At 45.3% G+C, this 20,223-nt stretch carries 21 protein-coding genes and 4 riboswitches; of the genes, 12 read left to right on the top strand and 9 right to left on the bottom strand.

Going from position 1 to position 20,223, the window contains the following annotated elements; genetic code table 11:
* Positions 1–3: 3 nt before the first annotated feature.
* Entirely contained in the window at positions 4–1,461 is a 1,458-nt protein-coding gene (locus KXZ66_RS20470) for an aldehyde dehydrogenase family protein (protein WP_021480972.1), read from the top strand.
* A 41-nt stretch (positions 1,462–1,502) separates the two neighbouring features.
* On the opposite strand, the gene KXZ66_RS20475 is transcribed toward KXZ66_RS20470, so the two are convergent.
* Positions 1,503–2,339 (bottom strand): YitT family protein, encoded by an 837-nt coding sequence (locus tag KXZ66_RS20475; RefSeq protein WP_003242615.1) that lies wholly within the window; start codon positions 2,337–2,339, stop codon positions 1,503–1,505.
* A 76-nt stretch (positions 2,340–2,415) separates the two neighbouring features.
* Positions 2,416–2,518: riboswitch (guanidine-I (ykkC/yxkD leader) on the bottom strand.
* Between the two features lie 388 nt (positions 2,519–2,906).
* On the opposite strand from KXZ66_RS20475, the gene KXZ66_RS20480 reads away from it, so the two are divergent.
* Positions 2,907–3,449 (top strand): DUF4352 domain-containing protein, encoded by a 543-nt coding sequence (locus tag KXZ66_RS20480; RefSeq protein WP_120028571.1) that lies wholly within the window; start codon positions 2,907–2,909, stop codon positions 3,447–3,449.
* A 74-nt stretch (positions 3,450–3,523) separates the two neighbouring features.
* Here the strand turns inward: KXZ66_RS20480 and galE are convergent, their stop codons facing one another.
* Positions 3,524–4,543, bottom strand: coding sequence for a UDP-glucose 4-epimerase GalE (gene galE, locus KXZ66_RS20485; RefSeq protein WP_151869972.1), 1,020 nt, complete (start codon positions 4,541–4,543; stop codon positions 3,524–3,526).
* 228 nt (positions 4,544–4,771) lie between these two features.
* Between galE and KXZ66_RS20490 the strand changes: the two genes are divergently transcribed.
* The 9 genes from KXZ66_RS20490 (at position 4,772) to KXZ66_RS20525 (ending at position 12,591) form a co-directional block, all read left to right on the top strand.
* Positions 4,772–5,245, top strand: a complete 474-nt coding sequence (locus tag KXZ66_RS20490) for a DUF1453 family protein (protein WP_017697230.1) — start codon at positions 4,772–4,774, stop codon at positions 5,243–5,245.
* 17 nt (positions 5,246–5,262) lie between these two features.
* Positions 5,263–6,486: a sensor histidine kinase gene (locus KXZ66_RS20495; protein ID WP_151869971.1), complete on the top strand. Its 1,224-nt coding sequence runs from the start codon at positions 5,263–5,265 to the stop codon at positions 6,484–6,486.
* On the top strand, positions 6,473–7,129 hold the full coding sequence (gene yxjL / locus KXZ66_RS20500) for a two-component system response regulator YxJL (protein WP_032725095.1): 657 nt from the start codon (positions 6,473–6,475) through the stop codon (positions 7,127–7,129). The genes KXZ66_RS20495 and yxjL overlap by 14 nt, the downstream gene beginning before the upstream one ends.
* 49 nt (positions 7,130–7,178) lie before the next feature.
* On the top strand, positions 7,179–8,411 hold the full coding sequence (gene pepT, locus KXZ66_RS20505; RefSeq protein WP_024571478.1) for a peptidase T: 1,233 nt from the start codon (positions 7,179–7,181) through the stop codon (positions 8,409–8,411).
* Between the two features lie 104 nt (positions 8,412–8,515).
* Positions 8,516–8,644, top strand: coding sequence for a hypothetical protein (locus KXZ66_RS22700; RefSeq protein WP_003227241.1), 129 nt, complete (start codon positions 8,516–8,518; stop codon positions 8,642–8,644).
* Positions 8,645–8,933: 289 nt separating this feature from the next.
* The gene (locus KXZ66_RS20510) at positions 8,934–9,197 is read left to right on the top strand and encodes a hypothetical protein (RefSeq protein ID WP_010886640.1); all 264 of its coding nucleotides are present in this window, start codon (positions 8,934–8,936) and stop codon (positions 9,195–9,197) included.
* A 128-nt stretch (positions 9,198–9,325) separates the two neighbouring features.
* Positions 9,326–9,814, top strand: a complete 489-nt coding sequence (locus KXZ66_RS20515; RefSeq protein ID WP_151869970.1) for an LURP-one-related/scramblase family protein — start codon at positions 9,326–9,328, stop codon at positions 9,812–9,814.
* 65 nt (positions 9,815–9,879) lie between these two features.
* Positions 9,880–9,986, top strand: a riboswitch (SAM riboswitch).
* An 82-nt stretch (positions 9,987–10,068) separates the two neighbouring features.
* Positions 10,069–11,202 (top strand): 5-methyltetrahydropteroyltriglutamate--homocysteine S-methyltransferase, encoded by a 1,134-nt coding sequence (locus KXZ66_RS20520; protein ID WP_219144711.1) that lies wholly within the window; start codon positions 10,069–10,071, stop codon positions 11,200–11,202.
* Between the two features lie 68 nt (positions 11,203–11,270).
* Positions 11,271–11,377, top strand: a riboswitch (SAM riboswitch).
* 77 nt (positions 11,378–11,454) lie between these two features.
* Positions 11,455–12,591 carry a 5-methyltetrahydropteroyltriglutamate--homocysteine S-methyltransferase gene (locus KXZ66_RS20525; protein WP_124059440.1) on the top strand — a complete coding sequence of 379 codons (1,137 nt, stop codon included), beginning with the start codon at positions 11,455–11,457 and terminating at the stop codon, positions 12,589–12,591.
* A 51-nt stretch (positions 12,592–12,642) separates the two neighbouring features.
* Here the strand turns inward: KXZ66_RS20525 and KXZ66_RS20530 are convergent, their stop codons facing one another.
* The 5 genes from KXZ66_RS20530 to KXZ66_RS20550 all read right to left on the bottom strand — a co-directional run bounded on the left by KXZ66_RS20530 (position 12,643) and on the right by KXZ66_RS20550 (position 17,240).
* The gene (locus tag KXZ66_RS20530; RefSeq protein ID WP_014481333.1) at positions 12,643–13,416 is read right to left on the bottom strand and encodes a 3-hydroxybutyrate dehydrogenase; all 774 of its coding nucleotides are present in this window, start codon (positions 13,414–13,416) and stop codon (positions 12,643–12,645) included.
* 16 nt (positions 13,417–13,432) lie between these two features.
* On the bottom strand, positions 13,433–14,083 hold the full coding sequence (locus tag KXZ66_RS20535) for a CoA transferase subunit B (RefSeq protein ID WP_003243049.1): 651 nt from the start codon (positions 14,081–14,083) through the stop codon (positions 13,433–13,435).
* On the bottom strand, positions 14,080–14,796 hold the full coding sequence (locus KXZ66_RS20540) for a CoA transferase subunit A (protein ID WP_041850343.1): 717 nt from the start codon (positions 14,794–14,796) through the stop codon (positions 14,080–14,082). Before KXZ66_RS20540 ends, KXZ66_RS20535 begins: the two co-directional genes overlap by 4 nt.
* A 23-nt stretch (positions 14,797–14,819) precedes the next feature.
* Positions 14,820–16,238 (bottom strand): GntP family permease, encoded by a 1,419-nt coding sequence (locus KXZ66_RS20545; RefSeq protein ID WP_003243205.1) that lies wholly within the window; start codon positions 16,236–16,238, stop codon positions 14,820–14,822.
* 153 nt (positions 16,239–16,391) lie between these two features.
* Positions 16,392–17,240 (bottom strand): methyltransferase domain-containing protein, encoded by an 849-nt coding sequence (locus KXZ66_RS20550; RefSeq protein WP_041850342.1) that lies wholly within the window; start codon positions 17,238–17,240, stop codon positions 16,392–16,394.
* Between the two features lie 386 nt (positions 17,241–17,626).
* A riboswitch (purine riboswitch) is annotated at positions 17,627–17,728 on the top strand.
* 127 nt (positions 17,729–17,855) lie between these two features.
* On the opposite strand from KXZ66_RS20550, the gene KXZ66_RS20555 reads away from it, so the two are divergent.
* Positions 17,856–19,049: a NupC/NupG family nucleoside CNT transporter gene (locus KXZ66_RS20555; protein WP_003227216.1), complete on the top strand. Its 1,194-nt coding sequence runs from the start codon at positions 17,856–17,858 to the stop codon at positions 19,047–19,049.
* Between the two features lie 40 nt (positions 19,050–19,089).
* Here KXZ66_RS20555 and KXZ66_RS20560 read toward each other — a convergent pair whose 3' ends face one another.
* Positions 19,090–19,761 (bottom strand): DUF3298 and DUF4163 domain-containing protein, encoded by a 672-nt coding sequence (locus KXZ66_RS20560; protein ID WP_151869966.1) that lies wholly within the window; start codon positions 19,759–19,761, stop codon positions 19,090–19,092.
* A 144-nt stretch (positions 19,762–19,905) separates the two neighbouring features.
* Positions 19,906–20,196 (bottom strand): hypothetical protein, encoded by a 291-nt coding sequence (locus KXZ66_RS20565; RefSeq protein WP_014478421.1) that lies wholly within the window; start codon positions 20,194–20,196, stop codon positions 19,906–19,908.
* Between the last annotated feature and the right edge of the window lie 27 nt (positions 20,197–20,223).

The following is a 20,223-nucleotide window of genomic DNA, read 5'->3' on the forward strand; positions in this document are numbered from 1 at the left end:
CTTATGAGTTTCGAAACGTTAAACAAAAGTTTTATCAACGGAAAATGGACTGAGGGAGAAAGCGGACGTACGGAGGACATTTTGAATCCGTATGACCAGTCTGTGATCACAACAGCATCTTTGGCAACGGGCAAACAGCTGGAGGATGCGTTTGACATTGCACAGAAAGCCCAAAAAGAGTGGGCCAAGAGCACAACGGAAGACCGAAAAGCCGTCCTGCAAAAAGCGCGCGGCTATTTACAGGAAAACCGTGATGACATCATCATGATGATCGCCCGCGAAACTGGCGGAACGATTATTAAATCAACGATCGAGCTGGAACAAACGATTGCGATTTTAGATGAAGCCATGACGTATACTGGTGAATTAGGCGGCGTCAAAGAGGTGCCATCCGACATTGAAGGGAAAACCAATAAGATTTACCGCCTTCCGCTAGGTGTCATTTCATCGATTTCTCCATTTAATTTTCCAATGAATTTATCTATGAGATCCATTGCGCCCGCAATTGCGCTGGGTAACAGTGTTGTTCACAAGCCTGATATCCAAACTGCTATTTCGGGCGGGACCATCATTGCGAAAGCGTTTGAACACGCCGGTCTTCCTGCCGGTGTCCTTAACGTCATGCTGACGGATGTAAAGGAAATCGGGGACGGCATGCTCACCAATCCAATCCCGAGATTAATCAGCTTTACGGGATCAACCGCAGTCGGGCGCCACATCGGTGAAATCGCCGGTCGCGCCTTCAAACGAATGGCCCTTGAACTCGGCGGCAACAATCCATTTGCCGTTCTTTCAGATGCGGATGTCGATCGTGCTGTGGATGCCGCGATTTTCGGAAAATTTATTCACCAGGGACAAATCTGTATGATTATCAACAGGATCATCGTTCATCAAGATGTGTACGATGAGTTTGTAGAAAAGTTCACCGCCCGTGTCAAACAGCTTCCGTACGGCGATCAAACCGATCCGAAAACCGTTGTCGGCCCGCTGATCAACGAGCGCCAAATCGAGAAAGCGCTAGAGATCATTGAGCAGGCAAAGGCAGACGGCATTGAGCTTGCGGTTGAAGGAAAACGCGTCGGAAACGTGCTGACGCCGTACGTCTTTGTCGGTGCGGACAACAACAGCAAAATTGCCCAAACGGAGCTGTTTGCCCCAATCGCAACCATTATTAAAGCTGGCAGCGACCAGGAAGCGATTGACATGGCAAATGATACTGAATACGGCCTCAGCTCTGCGGTTTTCACTTCTGATTTAGAAAAAGGCGAAAAGTTCGCCCTGCAAATTGACAGCGGCATGACCCATGTCAACGACCAGTCCGTCAATGATTCGCCGAATATTGCCTTTGGCGGCAACAAAGCAAGCGGTGTCGGCCGTTTCGGCAATCCGTGGGTCGTCGAGGAATTTACCGTGACGAAATGGATTTCGATACAGAAGCAATACCGCAAATATCCGTTCTAAATGAAAAAATCCCTCTGTTTCAAGTACAGAGGGATTTTTCTTTATTTAGATATATCCACAAACCCTTCGCCAAACACATCGCGTACGTCATGTACGATCACAAACGCTTTTTTGTCGCAGCTTCTAATGATTTTTTTCAGCATAGACAGCTCCTGTTTGTTAATGACGATATACAAAATCTCTTTTGACTGGCCCGTATAATTTCCCTTCCCTGATAAAATCGTCACGCCCCGATCCATCAAGGTATTTACCTGCTCTGCAATCTCACTCTTATTTTCTGAAATGACCGTAATGGCTTTTTTCGTATTCAAACCTTCAATAATGAAATCCATCACTTTGGTACCGATATACAGCATCACGATCGTAAACATCATTTTTTCTGCACCAATAATAAAATAAGAGCTGAATACTACGATTAAATCAAAAAACAAGAGTGCATAGCTGATATTCCAGTCTAAATATTTATTAGCAATTCTGGCCAGAATCGCGGAACCAGCCGTCGTCCCGCCGACCCGGATAATCATGCCGATCCCGACTCCGGCAAATACACCTGCGAAAATCGTATTAATGATCAATTCATCAGACGGAATGCTCCACCCATGTGTCAGATGAAGAAAGAGCGAATTTGCCGCAACCGCAATGATCGTATAAACCGTTGTTTTTCCATCAAGAAACTTGTAGCCGATTAAAAGCAAAAACGCATTTAAGATAAAGTTCGTGACACCAGGAGACCATTGAAACAGATAATACAAAATCAGCGTAATCCCAGTGACTCCGCCTTCCCCAAGATCATTGGGAATCGCAAATAAATTAACCGCAAGCGCGAAGAAAAAAGCGCCAATCACAAGCATAAGTACATCCAGCATTCTCTTTTTCATCACGAAAACACTCCTTCTCATTGTTCTGTTCTAGCAAATAAAAAAACCCAGGAGAACGCTCTCGAAAAAGAGCAGAAACTCCTGGGCTTTTATCCCACCGTGTCATAACAGCCAAGCTGCTATGTGTTTTCTCTCGGTCACAGTCCAATTTGCATTGCGGAACCCTAGAAAACCACTGTTTTTATCATATCCTTTTCACTTTCCAATATTAGCATTATAAGGGACGGTTCGAATTGGTTCAAGGGGTATTTGCGGAGATTTCATCAGATAAGCTGGAAGAAAAAACGATTTATCTATTAAAAAAGAACAGATATAACCGATAAGAAAAAAAGCATATATTTTACAAGTGAATTTAACTATAAATGATAATAATTATAAGAAATTCATAATTTTATATTGACTAAGCGAAATAATATAGGCATTATAGTACATATGTTTCGTACATTTTATTACATAGGAGGAAATATAATGGCAGGAAAACTAGTACCCTGTAAAGCTTGCGGTCAAGAAATTGCAAAGGGTGTAAAAAAATGTCCTAACTGCGGTAAGGATCAACGTAACTTTTTTATGCGACATAAAATCATTACGTTTATTCTCGCAGTTGTTGTCATCATTATTATCGGTAATATGATTGGCGGCGGAGGCGGCTCAGAAGCCACTTCCAAAACATCAAGCAGCAGCAAAGCAGAAACTGAAAAAACATACAATATTGGTGATACCGTAAAAACTGAAAAAACTGAAGTAACAGTTACGAAGGTAGAGGACAGAGATACTGTCGGTACTCAATATGTTGAAAAGAAAGCATCTGATGGTGGTACAATTGTAGCAGTTCAATATACAATTAAAAACGTATCTAAAAAGCCGATTAGCTCTTTTTCAATTCCAACTGTTAAATTAGTTGATGCTGATGGCACTTCTTATGATGCTGATATCGATGCTTCTTCAACCTATGCAACTGAGACAAAAGTTGACAACTCTAAAATATTAAGTGATCTAAATCCTAATATTAAAGTAACAGATGTGAAAGCATTTGAGGTGGACAAGGAAGCTTATGCAAAAGGCACTTGGAAACTAAAATTCAGTAATGATGTTATTGTGAAAATCAAATAACAGCTAACAAGGGTGCCTGTTCAGGCACCCTTGTTCTTTAAAAAAGGCCTTCTCTATTGAGAAGGCCTCCATTCTTATTCCGCACTCTTATACCCATTCACATTAGAAGACTGCCATCTCCAGGAATCAGCACACATTTCCTCAAGGCCGCGTTTCGCTTCCCAGCCCAGTTCCCGCTTGGCTTTCGCAGGATCTGCAAAGCATGTGGCGATGTCTCCCGGACGGCGGTCCGCAAAACGGTACGGAACCTCTTTCCCTGACACTTTTTCAAAGGCTTTGACCATTTCAAGCACGCTGTAGCCTGTGCCTGTTCCAAGGTTGTATGCATCGGCTCCTGTAGAGTTCAATACTTTTTCCAGCGCCTTGACGTGGCCTTCTGCGAGATCAACGACGTGAATATAATCGCGTACGCCTGTCCCGTCTTTTGTCGGATAGTCATTTCCGAATACGCTTAATTGCTCGAGCTTCCCGACTGCCACCTGTGCCACATACGGCATAAGGTTATTTGGGATTCCGTTCGGGTCTTCACCGATCAACCCGCTTGGATGCGCGCCGAACGGGTTAAAGTAACGAAGCAGTGCAACGCTCCACTCATTGTCGGCTGTATGCAAATCACGCAATATTTGTTCAAGCATGAGCTTCGTCTGCCCATAAGGATTTGTCGCGCCTAATGGAAAGTCCTCGGTAATCGGCGATGTTTCCGGAATGCCGTACACTGTCGCAGATGAACTGAATACGATTTTCTTGACGCCGTATTTCTCCATGGCCTCGCATAAAATAAACGTTCCTGTCAAATTGTTATGATAATATTTGAGGGGAATCGCAACAGATTCGCCGACTGCTTTTAACCCTGCAAAATGAATCACAGCTTCGATTTCATTTTCAGCAAAAACGGAATCTACCGCTTCCCGGTCCAATAAATCCGCTTCGTAGAACGTTAAATCTTTTCCTGTAATCTCCTTGACACGGTTCAGCGCTTCAGCTGAACTGTTGGACAGATTATCAAGAACAACAATCTCGTAGCCGCTGTTCAATAGTTCAACACATGTGTGGCTGCCAATGTACCCGGCACCGCCAGTAACAAGTATTGCCATGATGTAAACCCTCCTAAAAAATGACCTGTTTTCATTATATAGTGTTTAGAACCGGTCCACATCCATTTTTAAGAAGTTTAATCGTTTATTAATAGTTTTTTCATATATTATCAGCATTTTCATACCTTTATGCAGCGCGAACAAGTATAGCTGCTGAAAAATCAATCTGCCGGTTGACGTTTTCCTTTCCCTTTTTCGCTATGCTTAATGCAGAAAGGATTTGATGACATGGCGATGAGCCCATATATTTTTATTGTATTAATTCTTATTATTTTATCGATGTACCGAGAGAGAGCTGTCAGACCCGGGAAGTTGCTGATCATTCCGCTGCTGCTCTTATGGGGCGTATCAGCATCGTTTCAGCCGGCGTATTTTCATTCCGTATTACATGTGGCGATCAGCGGCATTTTATTATTGATCGGGCTGGCCTGCGGGTTTGGCATTGGGAAGATGGTAAATGTACGGATTCACCCGGAAACCGGAAAGGTCACTTCACGCGGCTCACTTGGGAGTGTTATCCTCATTCTAGTGATACTTTCTTTGCGCATGGCCGCGAGAACATGGCTGCCTGAGAGCAACGAGATGTTTATTGCCATTATTCATTCTATGTTCTTCGTTCCCCTCGGCACCATCACAGCCCGCAACATCATGCTTTACAAAGCATACAGACGGCTGACCGCCGGCAAAGTATCCATTCAATAACCGAAAGAAGGACCAGCATGAACGGACAAACTCCGGCTCGGCACTACTACAAGAAGCTTGTGCCGAGCCTTATTCTCATTTTGAATTGCATACAATTTTTATCTCATCCAACTAAGGCTGATCCCATTTTGTTAGCATTTGTATTTGCGGTATACTTAGCATTCATTTGGATCATTCCCTATGTGGCATCCACCGCTGTTAGTTTGAGCATATTCGTCGGGCTTTGGATCCTGACCGTTTTTCTTTGGGCTGTTTCCGGCCAAGAGCAGGGAGCCGCCTTTTTTTTACTCGTATTTTTAATGGTTTATGCAGCCATAAAGCTTCCTGCACGGCTGTCTTTGATTCTTACAGTGTGCCTAATTGGGGGCAATGCTTTCTTTTTGTATTCTGTTTTTGACAGCAGCTGGGACGATATCATCAGCAACATCTCGATCATGATCGGACTCTACGTCTTCTTCTCCTCCATGCGTTTCAGACGAGAAGCGAGAAAGGAGGCTGAACGGAATCATGCTGAATTGGCAAAAATGCATGTGCAGCTGGAGCATGCTCATAAAGAACTCCAGAAAGCCCATGCAGAGCTGCAGGAGGCTTCTGTTCTTTCATTAAGGTACGCGGTCCTTGAGGAACGTACAAGAATCGCCCGCGACATTCATGACAGTATCGGTCACGAGCTGACTTCTGTGATTGTTCAGCTTCAATCTCTTCCCTATATCCTCAAAAGCAGCAAGGAGGATTCAGAAAAAGTCATTCATAATGTACTGAGTGTCGCCAGGGAATGTCTTCAAGAAGTACGGTCTGTCGTTCACCAAATGGGCCGTAGTGAATCGATGGTGGGGCTTACCGCTTTGCGGGGGCTCATTCATCAAGTGGAGGAACGGAGCGGCTTGCACGTTTCTTTAGATACTGCCGGACTGTCAGAAGAGTCTTGGCCTCCAAACGTGAGCGAAACGATCTACCGCATCTTGCAGGAAGCGCTGACCAATATCATTCGTCACGCTGACGCTTCTCATGCGGCGGCCGTCATTTCTAACGACAAGTCCCATCTCTATGTCACAATCACCGACGACGGACAATTCACCGGCAGCCTTACTTATGGATTTGGCCTGACAGGAATGAAAGAGCGCGCAGAAAAAGCAGGCGGTTCCCTTACTTTCAGTGCCGTACAGCCGAGCGGCCTGAAAATTGAGCTGTCATTGCCGCTCATGACAACGAATAAGGAGCAAAAAGATGAACAAAGATAACATACGCGTCGCGCTTGCCGATGATCAGCCGCTTGTGCGTGAAGGCTTCCGCTACGTCATCAACGCACAGACGGATATGACGGTTTCTGGTGAGGCCGGCGACGGTCACGATATTATAGCACTCGCAAAACAAACAAAACCCGATGTCATCCTCATGGATGTCCAGATGCCGCATTGCTCAGGCATCGAAGCGGCGAAAGACATTATGTCCGCACTTCCAGATACAAAGATAGTCATTTTAACCACCTTTGACACGGAGGAATACGTATTTGAAGGCATCCGTGCGGGCGCAGTCGGCTATCTGCTGAAGGATACACTTCCTGAAGAGTTGATAGATGCGATTCGCGCTGCGGCCAGAGGCGAGGCGATTTTCCGTACAGTCACAGCTGCTAAAATTATCAGTGAGACATTTCGGGCGAAGCAACAGCCCCATCCAGAAGAACTGGCAGAGCCGTTCACCAAAAGAGAGCTTGAGGTTCTTCAGCAAATGGCCTTCGGACTGAGAAATGAGGATATTGCTGAAAAGCTTTTCGTCAGTGAAAGCACTGTGAAAACCCACGTGCACCGCATCCTGCAAAAATGCAATGCCCAAGACCGGACACAGGCAGTCGTATTTGCCATTCGAAACGGTATTGTGCAATAGAAATCTCTCATCCCGCCATGCTAAAATAAGACAAAGGAGATGATTGGAAATGAAAGAAGAAATCATTGAACGGTTTACTACATATGTAAAAGTCGACACACAGTCCGATGAATCCGTTGACACTTGTCCTTCCACACCCGGCCAATTGACATTAGGAAACATGCTCGTTGATGAATTGAAGTCCATCGGCATGCAGGATGCAGCCATTGATGAAAACGGCTATGTCATGGCAACTCTTCCCTCCAATACTGAAAAAGACGTGCCGACAATCGGCTTTCTCGCTCACGTCGACACCGCTACAGACTTTACCGGCAAAAACGTGAATCCGCAAATCATCGAAAGCTATGATGGAAAAGACATCGTTCTCAACAAACAGCTGCAGGTCACCCTGTCACCTGATCAATTCCCTGAGCTGTCCGGCTATAAGGGCCATACACTCATCACCACAGACGGCACCACCCTTCTCGGCGCAGACAATAAGGCCGGTATCGCTGAAATCATGACAGCCATGGATTACCTCATCAAACACCCTGAAATCAAGCACGGCACAATCAGAGTCGCCTTTACGCCTGATGAAGAAATCGGAAGAGGGCCGCACAAATTTGATGTGAAACGGTTCAATGCATCCTTTGCCTACACGGTTGACGGCGGGCCGCTCGGCGAGCTTGAATACGAAAGCTTCAATGCCGCTGCCGCAAAAATTACGATTAAAGGCAACAACGTACATCCCGGAACAGCTAAAGGGAAAATGATCAACTCTGCGAAAATCGCGATGAAGCTGAACAGCCTGCTGCCGGCAGACGAAGCGCCTGAATATACGGAAGGCTATGAAGGCTTCTATCACCTGCTGTCGATTCAAGGAGACGTAGAGGAAACAAAGCTCCACTACATTATTAGAGACTTTGACAAAGAGAATTTCCAAAACAGAAAAGAAACAATGAAGCGTGCCGTTGAAGAACTTCAAAACGAATACGGGCAAGACCGGATTCTGCTGGATATGAACGACCAATACTACAACATGAGAGAGAAAATTGAACCTGTCATCGAAATCGTCAACATTGCCAAGCAAGCAATGGAAAACCTCGGCATTGAACCGAAGATTTCCCCCATCCGCGGCGGCACCGACGGATCGCAGCTGTCCTACATGGGGCTTCCGACGCCAAACATCTTTACAGGCGGGGAAAACTTCCACGGCAAATTTGAATACATCTCAGTTGATAATATGGTCAAAGCCGTAAATGTCATCGTGGAGATTGCAAAGCAGTTTGAAGCGCAAGCCTAATGCCAAAAGCCAGTCCAAAAAAGGACTGGCTTTTTTGTGTGAAAATGAAACATTTTAAACACGTCCTCCGTAAAACAAGTATCAACAAATGAGGAGGAAAAACAATGACAAAACATGCAATCGCTGCAAAGAGTCTCTTGAAAAAATGGATCATTTCCAGGCCGCTTAACATGCAAAAGAAATCCAGCCCATTTCAAAAAATCAGAAAAATGTTCAAACGCTTCTTCAAATAAAACATTCAAATCCCCAAGATACAATCCGTATTCACCCGTACCGCCCAAATGCTCCGAAATTTGGGTTTTTTGTGTTCAATTCCGCAAAATAGGGTATAAACCAAACAAGCAAGAAAACAGCACCCAAAAACAGGTAATTTGAATTACGGAAACTTAGGTTAAAAGTTATATAAAGGAATTTATTTTATCGTCGATAGTAACTATAGAACCAATCATCAACAAGAGCAAACAGCGTAATTCAAGACTATTTTCAGGTCATCAGGTTATACTGTTTTAGAGGGACAGTTTCTTGTTATTTATTGATTTAGAATTTTTTGAATACTTTTTGGCATTTTATCCGTACAATAGAGAGTACCAAAACTTTTTTTGGGAGGTATGTAATATGATCCTATTTATTATCATCGCATTATGTGGCTATCTTCTTTTTTCTTTCAGCAAGGATAATCGCCGCAAACCGCAAAAGACAAGCCCTCTGCCAGCAGCCGCACCTCATCACAACAACCTAATCGACCTTGACGCCATCCGCCAAAAACGCCGGATGCATCTTTCCTAATTCTATATTTCAAACGAAAAGGCTGCTGAATCACGCAGCCTTTTAAAATTGTTTTGATTTAGAGCCTGAAACCTTTTCGCCACCTATCCGTAATTTCATACAAGGCAAACCCAAAGGAGACTTCAGCAATGATCGAGTTATTTATGAAACAAAAAATGTTCTCATTTAAAGATGCATTTCACATTTATGACCGGGATGAACAAGAAACATTCAAGGTGGAGGGGCGTTTTTTCTCGTTAGGAGACTCATTACAAATGACAGACTCATCTGGGAAAACGCTCGTTTCCATAGAACAAAAACTAATGTCTTTATTGCCGCGCTATGAGATTTCAATTGGCGGGAAAACAGTTTGTGAGGTAACGAAGAAAGTAACTTTTTTCAAACCGAAATTTGTGATTTCCGGGCTTAACTGGGAAATCGATGGTGATTTATGGAGGGATGAATTCCAGCTGACGGACGGGGAAAATGTCCGGATGTCAGTGAGCAAAAAGTGGCTCAGTTGGGGTGATTCCTATCACTTGGAGATTGCAAACGAGGAAGATGTTCTGATTTGCACTGCCATCGCTATCGTGCTTGATATGGTTTTATATAACGATGAAGATGAAAGTATTCTCTAAAAAACATTGACAATTGATCCAAAAGTAATAATATTAAGATAATTGAAATCTGAATATGAAGTTGTACCTTATCAAGAGAGGTGGAGGGACTGGCCCTATGATACCCGGCAACCGCTGTTTCAAACAGAATGGTGCTAAATCCTTAAGAACATTGCGTTCTTGCAGATGAGGCGGAGATTTGATCGTTCAAGCTCTTCCTTACACAAAGGAAGAGCTTTTTACATGCTCAATATTTCAGAAAAGAGGCGAATAACATGGCTCAACAAACGAATGTTGCAGGACAAAAAACAGAAAAACAACGCAAAGCACCTTTCCGCGCCGATCATGTCGGCAGTTTGCTTCGTTCCGTTCCGGTGAAGGAATCCCGGCAAAAAAAAGCGGCTGGTGAGATGACAGCAGAACAGCTTCGTGATATCGAAAATCAAGAGATCATCCGCATCGTGGAAAAACAAAAAGAAATCGGTCTCGATGTGGTAACAGACGGGGAATTCCGGCGTTCTTGGTGGCATTATGACTTCCTGGAAGGGCTTGACGGTGTGGAACCGTTCATCCCTGCTGAGGGGATTCAGTTCCATAACACAAAAACGAAAGCGCGCAGCATCAAAGTGACGGGAAAACTCGATTTTACGAGCCACCCAGCGCTTGCTGATTATCAATTTTTACATGAGATTGCCGGTAACGCGACGCCAAAATTGACCATTCCCAGCCCAAATATGCTGTTTTTTGGCGAAAAGGCGGATAAAGGGATTTATGACGATCAAGAGGAATACTTTCATGATCTGGCCCAAGCGTACAAAAAAGCAATCAAAGCCTTCTATGATGCTGGCTGCCGTTATCTCCAGCTCGATGATACGTCATGGTCTCTCTTCTTTGAGGAAAAAGGAAGAGAGGTTGTCCGGGCGCTCGGCGGTGATCCAGAAACATTGCCAGCCATATTTGCCAAAACAATTAACGATGCCGTGGCAGACCGGCCTGGCGATTTAACGATCACAATGCACATTTGCCGCGGCAACTTCCGCTCAACCTGGGCGGCATCAGGAGGGTACGACGCTGTAGCGGAAACGATTTTGGACGGCTTAAACCTTGACGGCCTTTTCTTGGAATACGATGATGACCGCTCCGGAAACTTTGATCCGCTCCGTTTTGTGAAGCGCAAGGATCTGCAAATTGTGCTCGGCTTGATCACATCGAAATACGGCGAGCTTGAAAATCCTGAGGATGTGAAACGCCGTATCAATGAAGCCGCGCGTTTTGTCAGCTTGGACCAGCTATGCCTGAGCCCGCAGTGCGGTTTCGCCTCTACAGAAGAAGGCAACCTTCTGACAGAGGAGCAGCAATGGGCAAAGCTTCGCCATGTCATCGACATTGCCAACGATGTGTGGAGATAATCTATCATTGACAGAAATAGAAAATGTGTGAATAATAGATACTATCAGAAAATTTCATAAAAAGGTTTTCCTTATCAAGAGAGGTGGAGGGACTGGCCCTGCGATACCCGGCAACCGCTGTTTAACAGAATGGTGCTAAATCCTTTAGAGCAATGATTGCTCTTGAAGATAAGGTTGAGATTGTCACGCAAGCTCTTCCTTATCCAAAGGAAGAGCTTTTTTATATTTGAATGGAAAGAAGGAATGGACAACATGTCACAACAAACAACACCCGCAGAACAAAAATCACTTCAAAGAAAAAAACCGCCGTTTCGCGCGGATCAAGTCGGAAGCCTGTTGAGATCTGAGCCCGTTAAAAAAGCGCGGCTGCAAAAAGCGGCCGGCGAAATTACGGCTGAGCAGCTTCGCCAAATTGAAAACGATGAAATCATCCGCATTGTGGAAAAACAGAAGGAAACCGGCCTGAACGTCGTGACAGACGGTGAATTCCGCAGAGCGTGGTGGCACTTTGATTTCCTGGAAAACTTAGATGGCGTTGAGCCGTTTACTCCTGAGCAAGGCATTCAATTCCATAACGTACAGACAAAAGCACGCGGCATTAAAGTCACAGGCGATATCGACTTTTCAACTCACCCAATGCTTGAAGATTATTCATTTCTCCATAGCATTGCCGGTGACGCAACGCCAAAGATGACGATTCCAAGCCCGAATATGCTGTTTTTCCGCGGAAAACTGGAAAAGGATGCGTATAAAAAAGATTATCACCTTTTCCAGCATGATGTATCCAAAGCATATAAAAAAGCGATTCAAGCGTTTTATGACAGAGGCTGCCGCTACCTCCAGCTTGATGATACAGCGTGGGCCGTTTTCTTATCAGAAAAAGGCTTAAAACAAATCGAAGCGTTCGGAACAACGCCTGATGAGCTTCGCCAGCTGTTTGCGAAATCCATTAACGACGCGATTGCAGACCGCCCGGATGACTTGACGGTAACCATGCATATTTGCCGCGGCAACTTCCAGTCCACTTGGACAGCGGAAGGCGGCTATGACGCAGCAGCCGAAACCATTTTTGACGGCTTGAATCTTGACGGACTTTTCTTAGAGTATGATGATTCACGCTCAGGCGGATTTGAGCCGCTCCGTTACGTAAAACGGTCTGATCTTCAGCTTGTTCTTGGCTTAGTGACATCTAAATTCGGTGAGCTTGAAAATCCGGATGACGTGAAACGCCGTATCGAAGAAGCATCCCGTTATGTAAGCTTAGACCAGCTTTGCCTCAGCCCTCAATGCGGATTCGCTTCAACTGAGGAAGGCAATAAGCTGACTGAAGAACAGCAATGGGCGAAGCTCCGCCATGTGGTTGAGATCGCTAATGATGTTTGGAAATAAGCAAAGAAAAAACACACTTGATTCCCTAGCGGAGCAAGTGTGTTTTTTATGTCATTGTGCGGTGTAGCCCCCATCAAGGACGACAGCCTGCCCAGTGACGCCCTTCGCCTTCTCGCTTGCCAAAAACACGGCATAATCCGCAATTTCCTTGACGGAAAGCAGTCGCTTTTGCGGCACAAGCGGAAAAATGACTTGTTCAAGTACAGAGTCGTAAGGGACATTTCTAGTTTTCGATAGATCGCTAAGCTGATTGCGTACAAGCTGGGTATCGACATAACCCGGACAGAGCGCATTGACTGTTATGCCGTGGGGCGCGCCTTCCAGCGCCCCTACTTTTGTGAGTCCAATGACGCCGTGCTTGGCGCTATTATAAGCGGATTTCCCTGCAAAGCCGACTAATCCATTAACAGACGCGATATTAATGATTCTGCCAAACTGCTGTTTTTTCATGATCGGAAAAACATGCTTCATTGCAATAAAGGGGGCCGTCAGCATGACCTTGATCAGCTGTTCAAAGGTGTCTGTCGGAAACTCTTCAATCGGAGCGACGTGCTGAATACCGGCATTGTTCACCAGAATATCCAAGCGGCCGTATTGTTTTTGGATGACGTTCACCGTATCAGCAACTTGCGCTTCCTTTGTCACATCATACGGAATGGCCGCCGCGTCAAAGCCTTCTTCTGCAAGTTTGGAGGCTGCTTTTTCACATGCTTCCGGACGGAGGTCTGAAACGATGACGCTGGCACCTTCCCGGGCGAATTCTCTTGCCATTTCGAATCCGATTCCGCCGGCAGCCCCTGTCACCAAGGCGACTTGTTTTCTCATGTCAAACACCTTCCCATTAAGAATTGAGTACAGACTGGCTTACAGCGAAATCAGCTTCTGTTTTTTCATAAACCTCTTCAATTGTGACACCATCCTGAAGCTCCGTCAGTGTCATGCGGCCGTTCACAAAATCAAATACAGCCAAATCCGTAATCAGCCTGTGCACGACTTTCTGGCCTGTCAGCGGAAGGGAGCATGTTTTTTTCACCTTTGATTCACCATGCTTATTGACGTGCTCCATGATGACAACGATCCGTTTCGCCCCGTTGACGAGATCCATAGCGCCGCCCATCCCTTTTACCATTTTGCCCGGGATCATCCAATTGGCCAAATCACCCTGCTCCGAAACCTCCATTCCACCAAGAATAGCCAAATCGATATGCCCGCCTCTTATCATCGCGAATGACTCAGCGCTGTCAAAATAAGAGGCGCCCGTCACTTCAGTGATCGTTTCCTTTCCCGCATTGATCAAATCCGCGTCTTCCGTTCCTTCCAGAGGATAGGGGCCAATTCCGAGCAAGCCGTTTTCCGACTGAAGCATGACGTGAACGCCGTCGGGTATCTCATTTGCGACAAGCGTCGGCATTCCAATCCCGAGATTCACATTCATGCCGTCCTTGATTTCTTGTACAGCCCGTTTGACCATTCGTTTTCTCGCTTCCTTCACTTGGCCTCACCCTTTCCCGATGCTTGCTGAACTGTTCGTTTTTCAATCCGTTTTTCTTGGCTCGCGCCAAGCACGACATGCTGTACGTAAATTCCCGGCGTATGGATGTGATCTGGATCGAGCTCTCCTGCTTCCACGATTTCTTCCGCCTCGGCAATCGTGATCTTGCCTGCCATGGCGGCAATGGGATTGAAATTTCTCGCCGTTTTCCTAAAAACCAAATTGCCCATGGTGTCCGCTTTCCACGCTTTGACGATCGCCACATCGCCGGTAATGCCTCGCTCCAGCACATAAGTCCGGCCGCCGAATGTTTTATGTTCTTTTCCCTCGGCTATGGAGGTGCCGACGCCTGTCGCCGTATAAAATCCCGGTATGCCTGCACCGCCTGCACGAATTCTCTCAGCGAGCGTTCCTTGGGGAACAAGCTCGACCTCAAGCTCTCCGCTTAAAAACTGCCGCTCAAAAATTTTATTTTCACCGACATAGGAAGCAATCATTTTCTTGATTTGCTTGTTAGCCAGAAGCAAACCAAGCCCCCAGTCATCGACTCCGCAGTTATTGCTGACAACGGTTAAATCCTTTACTCCCTGATCTCTTATAGACAAAATGAGCTGTTCAGGGATGCCGCACAGCCCAAACCCTCCCGCGATCAGCATATCCCCATCATGAATCAGTTTCGCAGCTTCCTTGCTTGATGACAGCACTTTTCCCATATTGATGCTCCTTTCGTTTTCTTCTACACTAGACCAGTCAGGCTGTAAATCGCGATTACAGCAAATACGGCAGCCGTTTTAATGAGCGTGATCGCAAAAATATCGCGATAGGATTGCCGGTGTGTCAAACCCGTCACGGCCAGAAGCGTGATAACAGCGCCATTATGCGGCAGTGTGTCCATCCCGCCTGATGCCATTGAAATGACCCGATGCATCACCTCTGGCGGAATATTGTAAGCCTGAATCGCCTGTAAGTATTGTTCTGACATCGCGCTTAACGCAATGCCCATTCCTCCTGAAGCCGAGCCGGTGATTCCCGCCAGCGCAGTTGTCGTAACGGCGCCATTTACAAGCGGATCGGTAAAAGTATGTGAAATTCCGCTGCTCAGCTTATGAAACCCCGGCAGCGCGGCGATAATGCCGCCGAACCCGTACTCGGCACCCGTATTCATAGATGCCAGCAAGGCGCCGCCAATTCCTTCATTCAGCCCTTCCTTCAATTGGGCAAACACACTTCTCCAATCAAATAAAATCGTTGTGATGATGCCAATCACTAAAGCAATCTCCACCGACCAAATAGCAGCTGCTGAAGAAATATCAAGCCTGCCGAACTCCTTTAATCCTATGGAAGAAAAATCAAATCCATTCGGATACCACTTTGGCAGGTAAATGGTGAAATATTTATTCACTGCACCGACGAGAATAAGCGGGACAAAGGCAAGCGCGTGCCGAATCGGGCTTTTGTCCGGTTCAGCCGCGGACTCAATCGATTCAGGAGCAGGAGCATTCTGCGAATCAAAACCGCCATAGCCTTCGCCAGATGCCTGCGCTTTTTTCCGCCTTGATTCCAAATAGAGCATCCCAGCTGCCAGCACAATCACTGCGCCCATCAAGCCCAGCCAAGGGGCGGCATAAATGTCTGTTTTGAAAAACGACGTCGGAATGACATTTTGGATTTGCGGCGTTCCCGGAAGTGCGTCCATCGTAAATGTAAAAGCCCCTAAAGCAATCGTTCCCGGGATGAGGCGTTTTGGTATGTTTGCTTCTTGGAACATGTTTTTCGCAAAAGGATATACGGCAAATACGACAACAAACAGGCTGACACCGCTGTACGTCAAGACAGCACCCATCAGCACAATGGCAAGTATCGCTCTTTTTGCCCCGACAAGCCGGACAATTGTTTTCGCGATTGATGCCGCAAGCCCTGCCATTTCAACGACCTTTCCAAAAATGGCACCGAGCAAAAACACTGGGAAATACAGCTTAATAAAACCCGCCATCTTCTCCATAAAAATTGATGAAAAAAAAGGAAGCACATGGCTTGGATCTGTCAGCAGCACCGCGAATAACGCGCAAATCGGCGCAAACAATATGACAGAAAATCCCCGATACGCCGTAAACATCAGCAAACCTAACGCCAATAGAATGATGATCAGTTCCACACACACATCCCCCGTTTCCGCGAACTAGAAAGCGTTTACATAAACCTGTCCGCATCGGCTGTTTCCGTCCCCTTTCCATATGTACGAGAAGCGTGGGCCAACTATTCCGATTAAAAAAGGAAAGCTCCTTTTTTCGGAGCTTTCCTCTGCTATTCATTTCATTCCTATTAGGATATCAACATCAACCGTAATATCGGCTGATTTCATCTCTTTCAGGAGGCTGACTCGATCTTTCGGCGCCGACCAGGCAAGCGGCGTCATCTTGAGAAGCCAGTGGATCGCCTGCCTGTCAAGCGTTTTAACATAGCGCAGCCTGACAGGACGGCTGTGTGCTGCATTTGCTGCAAAACGCTCAACAGCTGCCGCATTGGAATACGTGCGCCTTGGTGAATCAGCATATAAAAATTGCCTTAATTCTATTAAATAATCGCTTCGCGGCACTACTTTTACGAGCATGCCATCATTCTTCAGCAGTCTATGAAACTCTGCATAATTGGACGGCGAAAAAATAGACAGAACAACATCAAATTGGCGATCATGAAAAGGAGCACGCGCCACATCGGCAACCGCCCACATCTGATCTTTGAATGCCTTAGAAGCTTTTAAGATCCCATCCTTCGAAAGATCTATGCCGGTTCCTATCGCTGCTTTCCCTGCATAATCAAACCCGCAAAGCGCATTCAAATGAGAACCCTCGCCGCAACCGCTGTCCAGGATGGTAAATGCCTCATGACCAGATGTGGGATGACTGATGAGTTCTGCAATCGCATCATGGAGCGGGTCAAAAAAACCACATTCTCCAATCAGCCTGCTCCTCGCTTCAAAAAGCTCAGCACCGTAACTGGTTTTGACCGGCTTCGTCAGAAAGTTCACGTAGCCGTGCCGAGATAGATCAAATGTATGTCCTCGTTCTGTACAAATCAAGCTTTTCCCTGATGCCGCATCCATAGAAGAAACGCAGAGCGGGCATCGAAACATGCTGAAATCAACTGTACGCTTCATGATAAAAAACACCCCATTCATTCATTTTTAGATAAATGAAAAAGGCATAGACAAATAAACCTAGGCCTATCTCAAAAATTGGCCAGGTCTGGCAGTTTGTCTACACCTGTCATTATCTATAACGAATGAATTGGATAATCATGAAAAAAACTCCCTTTCTGCTGTATGGGTTTCCCCGTTTCCATCATACAACAAATATCCAGGAGCTGGAACCTTATAGTGAAGAAAAATCAGTACTGACATGCTGGTATCCCGCCAACATCATATCAGCATAGCAATCCAGCAAGTTTTTCCTTTATTTTCTCATTTTAGAATATAAATTTTATTATTGTGAAAATAGTTAAAAAGGTTGATTTTCAAAAAGTGAAAGGATAAAATACTGCTATCATCTTAGAAAAAGACATTCTTGTATATGATCAGTAATATGGTCTGATTGTTTCTACCTAGTAACCGTAAAAAACTAGACTACAAGAAAGTTTGAATAAATTTGAACGAGTTGAAAAGGACAAGTTCTTTTCTGTTTGCTCTTATTTTTCACACTTTCTGCACTTCCAGAATTTGTGAAGGATAAGAGCTTTTTTTGTTTCCATAATAACCCTCATAGGAGTTGCTATCATGTACTTTTTACTAAACCTTGTCGGTCTCATTGTGATTATGGCAGTTGTATTCCTATGTTCTCCGCAGAAAAAGAAAATCAAGTGGCGCCCGATCATTACGTTAATTGTTCTGGAATTGCTGATTACTTGGTTTATGCTGGGAACAAAAGTCGGAAGCTGGGCTATCGGTAAAATCGGTGATTTCTTCACTTGGCTGATTGCTTGCGCCAGTGACGGTATCGCGTTTGCCTTTCCGTCAGTGATGGCGAATGAAACAGTAGACTTTTTCTTTAGTGCGCTTCTTCCAATTATCTTTATCGTCACATTCTTTGATATTTTAACGTATTTCGGCATTTTGCCTTGGCTGATTGATAAAATCGGATGGGTGATTTCAAAGGCTTCCCGCTTGCCGAAATTAGAAAGCTTTTTCTCTATTCAAATGATGTTTCTTGGAAATACCGAAGCACTTGCGGTTATCCGCCAGCAGCTAACGGTTTTAAGCAACAACCGCCTGCTCACATTCGGCTTAATGAGCATGAGCAGCATCAGCGGCTCCATTATCGGATCTTATCTTTCAATGGTGCCTGCGACATACGTGTTTACCGCCATTCCTTTGAACTGCTTAAACGCGCTGATTATCGCAAACCTGCTGAATCCTGTTCACGTGCCGGAGGATGAAGATATCATCTATACACCGCCTAAAGAAGAGAAGAAAGACTTTTTCTCTACGATTTCTAACAGTATGCTTGTCGGCATGAACATGGTTATCGTTATTTTGGCAATGGTGATCGGATATGTCGCATTAACGTCAGCAGTTAATGGCATTCTTGGCGTTTTCGTACACGGCCTGACCATCCAGACGATTTTTGCTTATCTGTTCAGTCCGTTCGCATTCCTGCTTGGACTGCCAGTGCACGATGCGATGTATGTTGCTCAGCTGATGGGCATGAAATTAGCAACAAACGAGTTTGTTGCGATGCTTGACTTGAAAAACAATCTCAAATCCCTTCCGCCTCACACCGTTGCGGTGGCGACGACATTCCTGACGTCCTTTGCAAACTTCAGTACTGTCGGCATGATTTACGGCACGTACAATTCGATCCTTGACGGAGAAAAGTCAACGGTCATCGGGAGAAACGTGTGGAAGCTCCTCGTCAGCGGAATTGCGGTATCTTTATTAAGTGCTGCGATTGTCGGCCTGTTTGTGTGGTAGAAACATTGAGCCATATCCCTTTTCGGATATGGCTCTTTGATTATTGATAAATAGAGGCTGGCACCTGCACATCCCGGATTCCCACTGCATAAGGCCCCAAGTCATACTGGCCGAAGACGATGGCGATCCCGTTTGCCGTAAAGTAAAACATTGTGTCTTTGTTTAGGGTTATATCCTCTTTCTTAACATCAGGGAAAAACAGCTCATCGTGTTTTTTGATATAGCTATATAGGTAATCTCTCGTTTTGCTGACTTTTGTTTTGGTGTTCAGAATCTGATCCAGCGTCACCCGCTTTTGTGTTTTCAAGTCATAGTTGAAGGACTGGACAGACGTTAAACCGTGGGCGCCGCCTGAATAGATATAATTGAGTGTTTGAATGCTGAGCTTGCCTGCCGCATTGTATTTGACGCTGAAGGATGCTTGATATTCCGTTTTAAAGCCCTGCTGTTCGCCTGCTTTTTTGTTTTTCAGGTATTCCTGATACGATTGTTCAATGTAGGCTTTCAGCTCTTGATTGATTTTCTTTTCAAACGCGGCATTCCCGATGTGATGCACTTGTGGATACGTTAACTCCTTGATCTTTTTGTACGTATGGGTGCTGACAGTCGGTGTTTTCGCTTGAACTGCTTTTAAAGATGGGGCCGCATATGCAAATACGGAAAAAAGCAAGACTGCAATCCCCGCGGCTTTCAGCATTTTATTCCATTTCATACAATCTCCTCCTTTGATGTCGTTGTTTATCATTCCCTTATTTAAGCAATACACACTTTTATAGACTGATTAAATCGAAAGAAGTTTCTAGGTCTAACAGCATGATTTTTCCAATAAAAAAAGAGACACAGGATGTCTCTTTTTTTACTGTTTGCGCCCAGAAATCGCTTCATGAACGGCCTGTGCCAAATCTGTATTTCCGAACATCTCTAATACCGCAATGACAGTCTGGTCCGGAATGTGCTCTGCTTCGTGTTTTGGCACGACCAGATCGTCCATGGTTTTTTTCAAGCTTTCATTCAGCTTTTGCTGCGGATACGCTTTGGCGTACAGCTCCATCGGATCAAGATCATGGTTCACGCACCACTGGGCAAACACCAAAATCATCATATTTTCATCGCGTTCGTAAGCTTCAGCGAGCTGTTTTTCGTTCATTTGTCATGCTCCTTATGAAAAGTATCT

It is taken from the genome of Bacillus sp. LJBS17 (genome assembly GCF_019334685.1).
In the GTDB taxonomy this organism is placed as follows: Bacteria; Bacillota; Bacilli; order Bacillales; family Bacillaceae; genus Bacillus; species Bacillus subtilis.

Coding starts and splice junctions, on each gene's coding strand:
- KXZ66_RS20470 (WP_021480972.1), top strand. CDS start 4: ATGAGTTTCGAAACGTTAAACAAAAGTTTTATCAACGGAAAATGGACT.
- KXZ66_RS20475 (WP_003242615.1), bottom strand. CDS start 2,339: ATGAAAAAGAGAATGCTGGATGTACTTATGCTTGTGATTGGCGCTTTT.
- KXZ66_RS20480 (WP_120028571.1), top strand. CDS start 2,907: ATGCGACATAAAATCATTACGTTTATTCTCGCAGTTGTTGTCATCATT.
- galE (WP_151869972.1), bottom strand. CDS start 4,543: ATGGCAATACTTGTTACTGGCGGTGCCGGGTACATTGGCAGCCACACA.
- KXZ66_RS20490 (WP_017697230.1), top strand. CDS start 4,772: ATGGCGATGAGCCCATATATTTTTATTGTATTAATTCTTATTATTTTA.
- KXZ66_RS20495 (WP_151869971.1), top strand. CDS start 5,263: ATGAACGGACAAACTCCGGCTCGGCACTACTACAAGAAGCTTGTGCCG.
- yxjL (WP_032725095.1), top strand. CDS start 6,473: ATGAACAAAGATAACATACGCGTCGCGCTTGCCGATGATCAGCCGCTT.
- pepT (WP_024571478.1), top strand. CDS start 7,179: ATGAAAGAAGAAATCATTGAACGGTTTACTACATATGTAAAAGTCGAC.
- KXZ66_RS22700 (WP_003227241.1), top strand. CDS start 8,516: ATGACAAAACATGCAATCGCTGCAAAGAGTCTCTTGAAAAAATGGATC.
- KXZ66_RS20515 (WP_151869970.1), top strand. CDS start 9,326: ATGATCGAGTTATTTATGAAACAAAAAATGTTCTCATTTAAAGATGCA.
- KXZ66_RS20520 (WP_219144711.1), top strand. CDS start 10,069: ATGGCTCAACAAACGAATGTTGCAGGACAAAAAACAGAAAAACAACGC.
- KXZ66_RS20525 (WP_124059440.1), top strand. CDS start 11,455: ATGTCACAACAAACAACACCCGCAGAACAAAAATCACTTCAAAGAAAA.
- KXZ66_RS20530 (WP_014481333.1), bottom strand. CDS start 13,416: ATGAGAAAACAAGTCGCCTTGGTGACAGGGGCTGCCGGCGGAATCGGA.
- KXZ66_RS20540 (WP_041850343.1), bottom strand. CDS start 14,796: ATGGGAAAAGTGCTGTCATCAAGCAAGGAAGCTGCGAAACTGATTCAT.
- KXZ66_RS20550 (WP_041850342.1), bottom strand. CDS start 17,240: ATGAAGCGTACAGTTGATTTCAGCATGTTTCGATGCCCGCTCTGCGTT.
- KXZ66_RS20555 (WP_003227216.1), top strand. CDS start 17,856: ATGTACTTTTTACTAAACCTTGTCGGTCTCATTGTGATTATGGCAGTT.
- KXZ66_RS20560 (WP_151869966.1), bottom strand. CDS start 19,761: ATGAAATGGAATAAAATGCTGAAAGCCGCGGGGATTGCAGTCTTGCTT.
- KXZ66_RS20565 (WP_014478421.1), bottom strand. CDS start 20,196: ATGAACGAAAAACAGCTCGCTGAAGCTTACGAACGCGATGAAAATATG.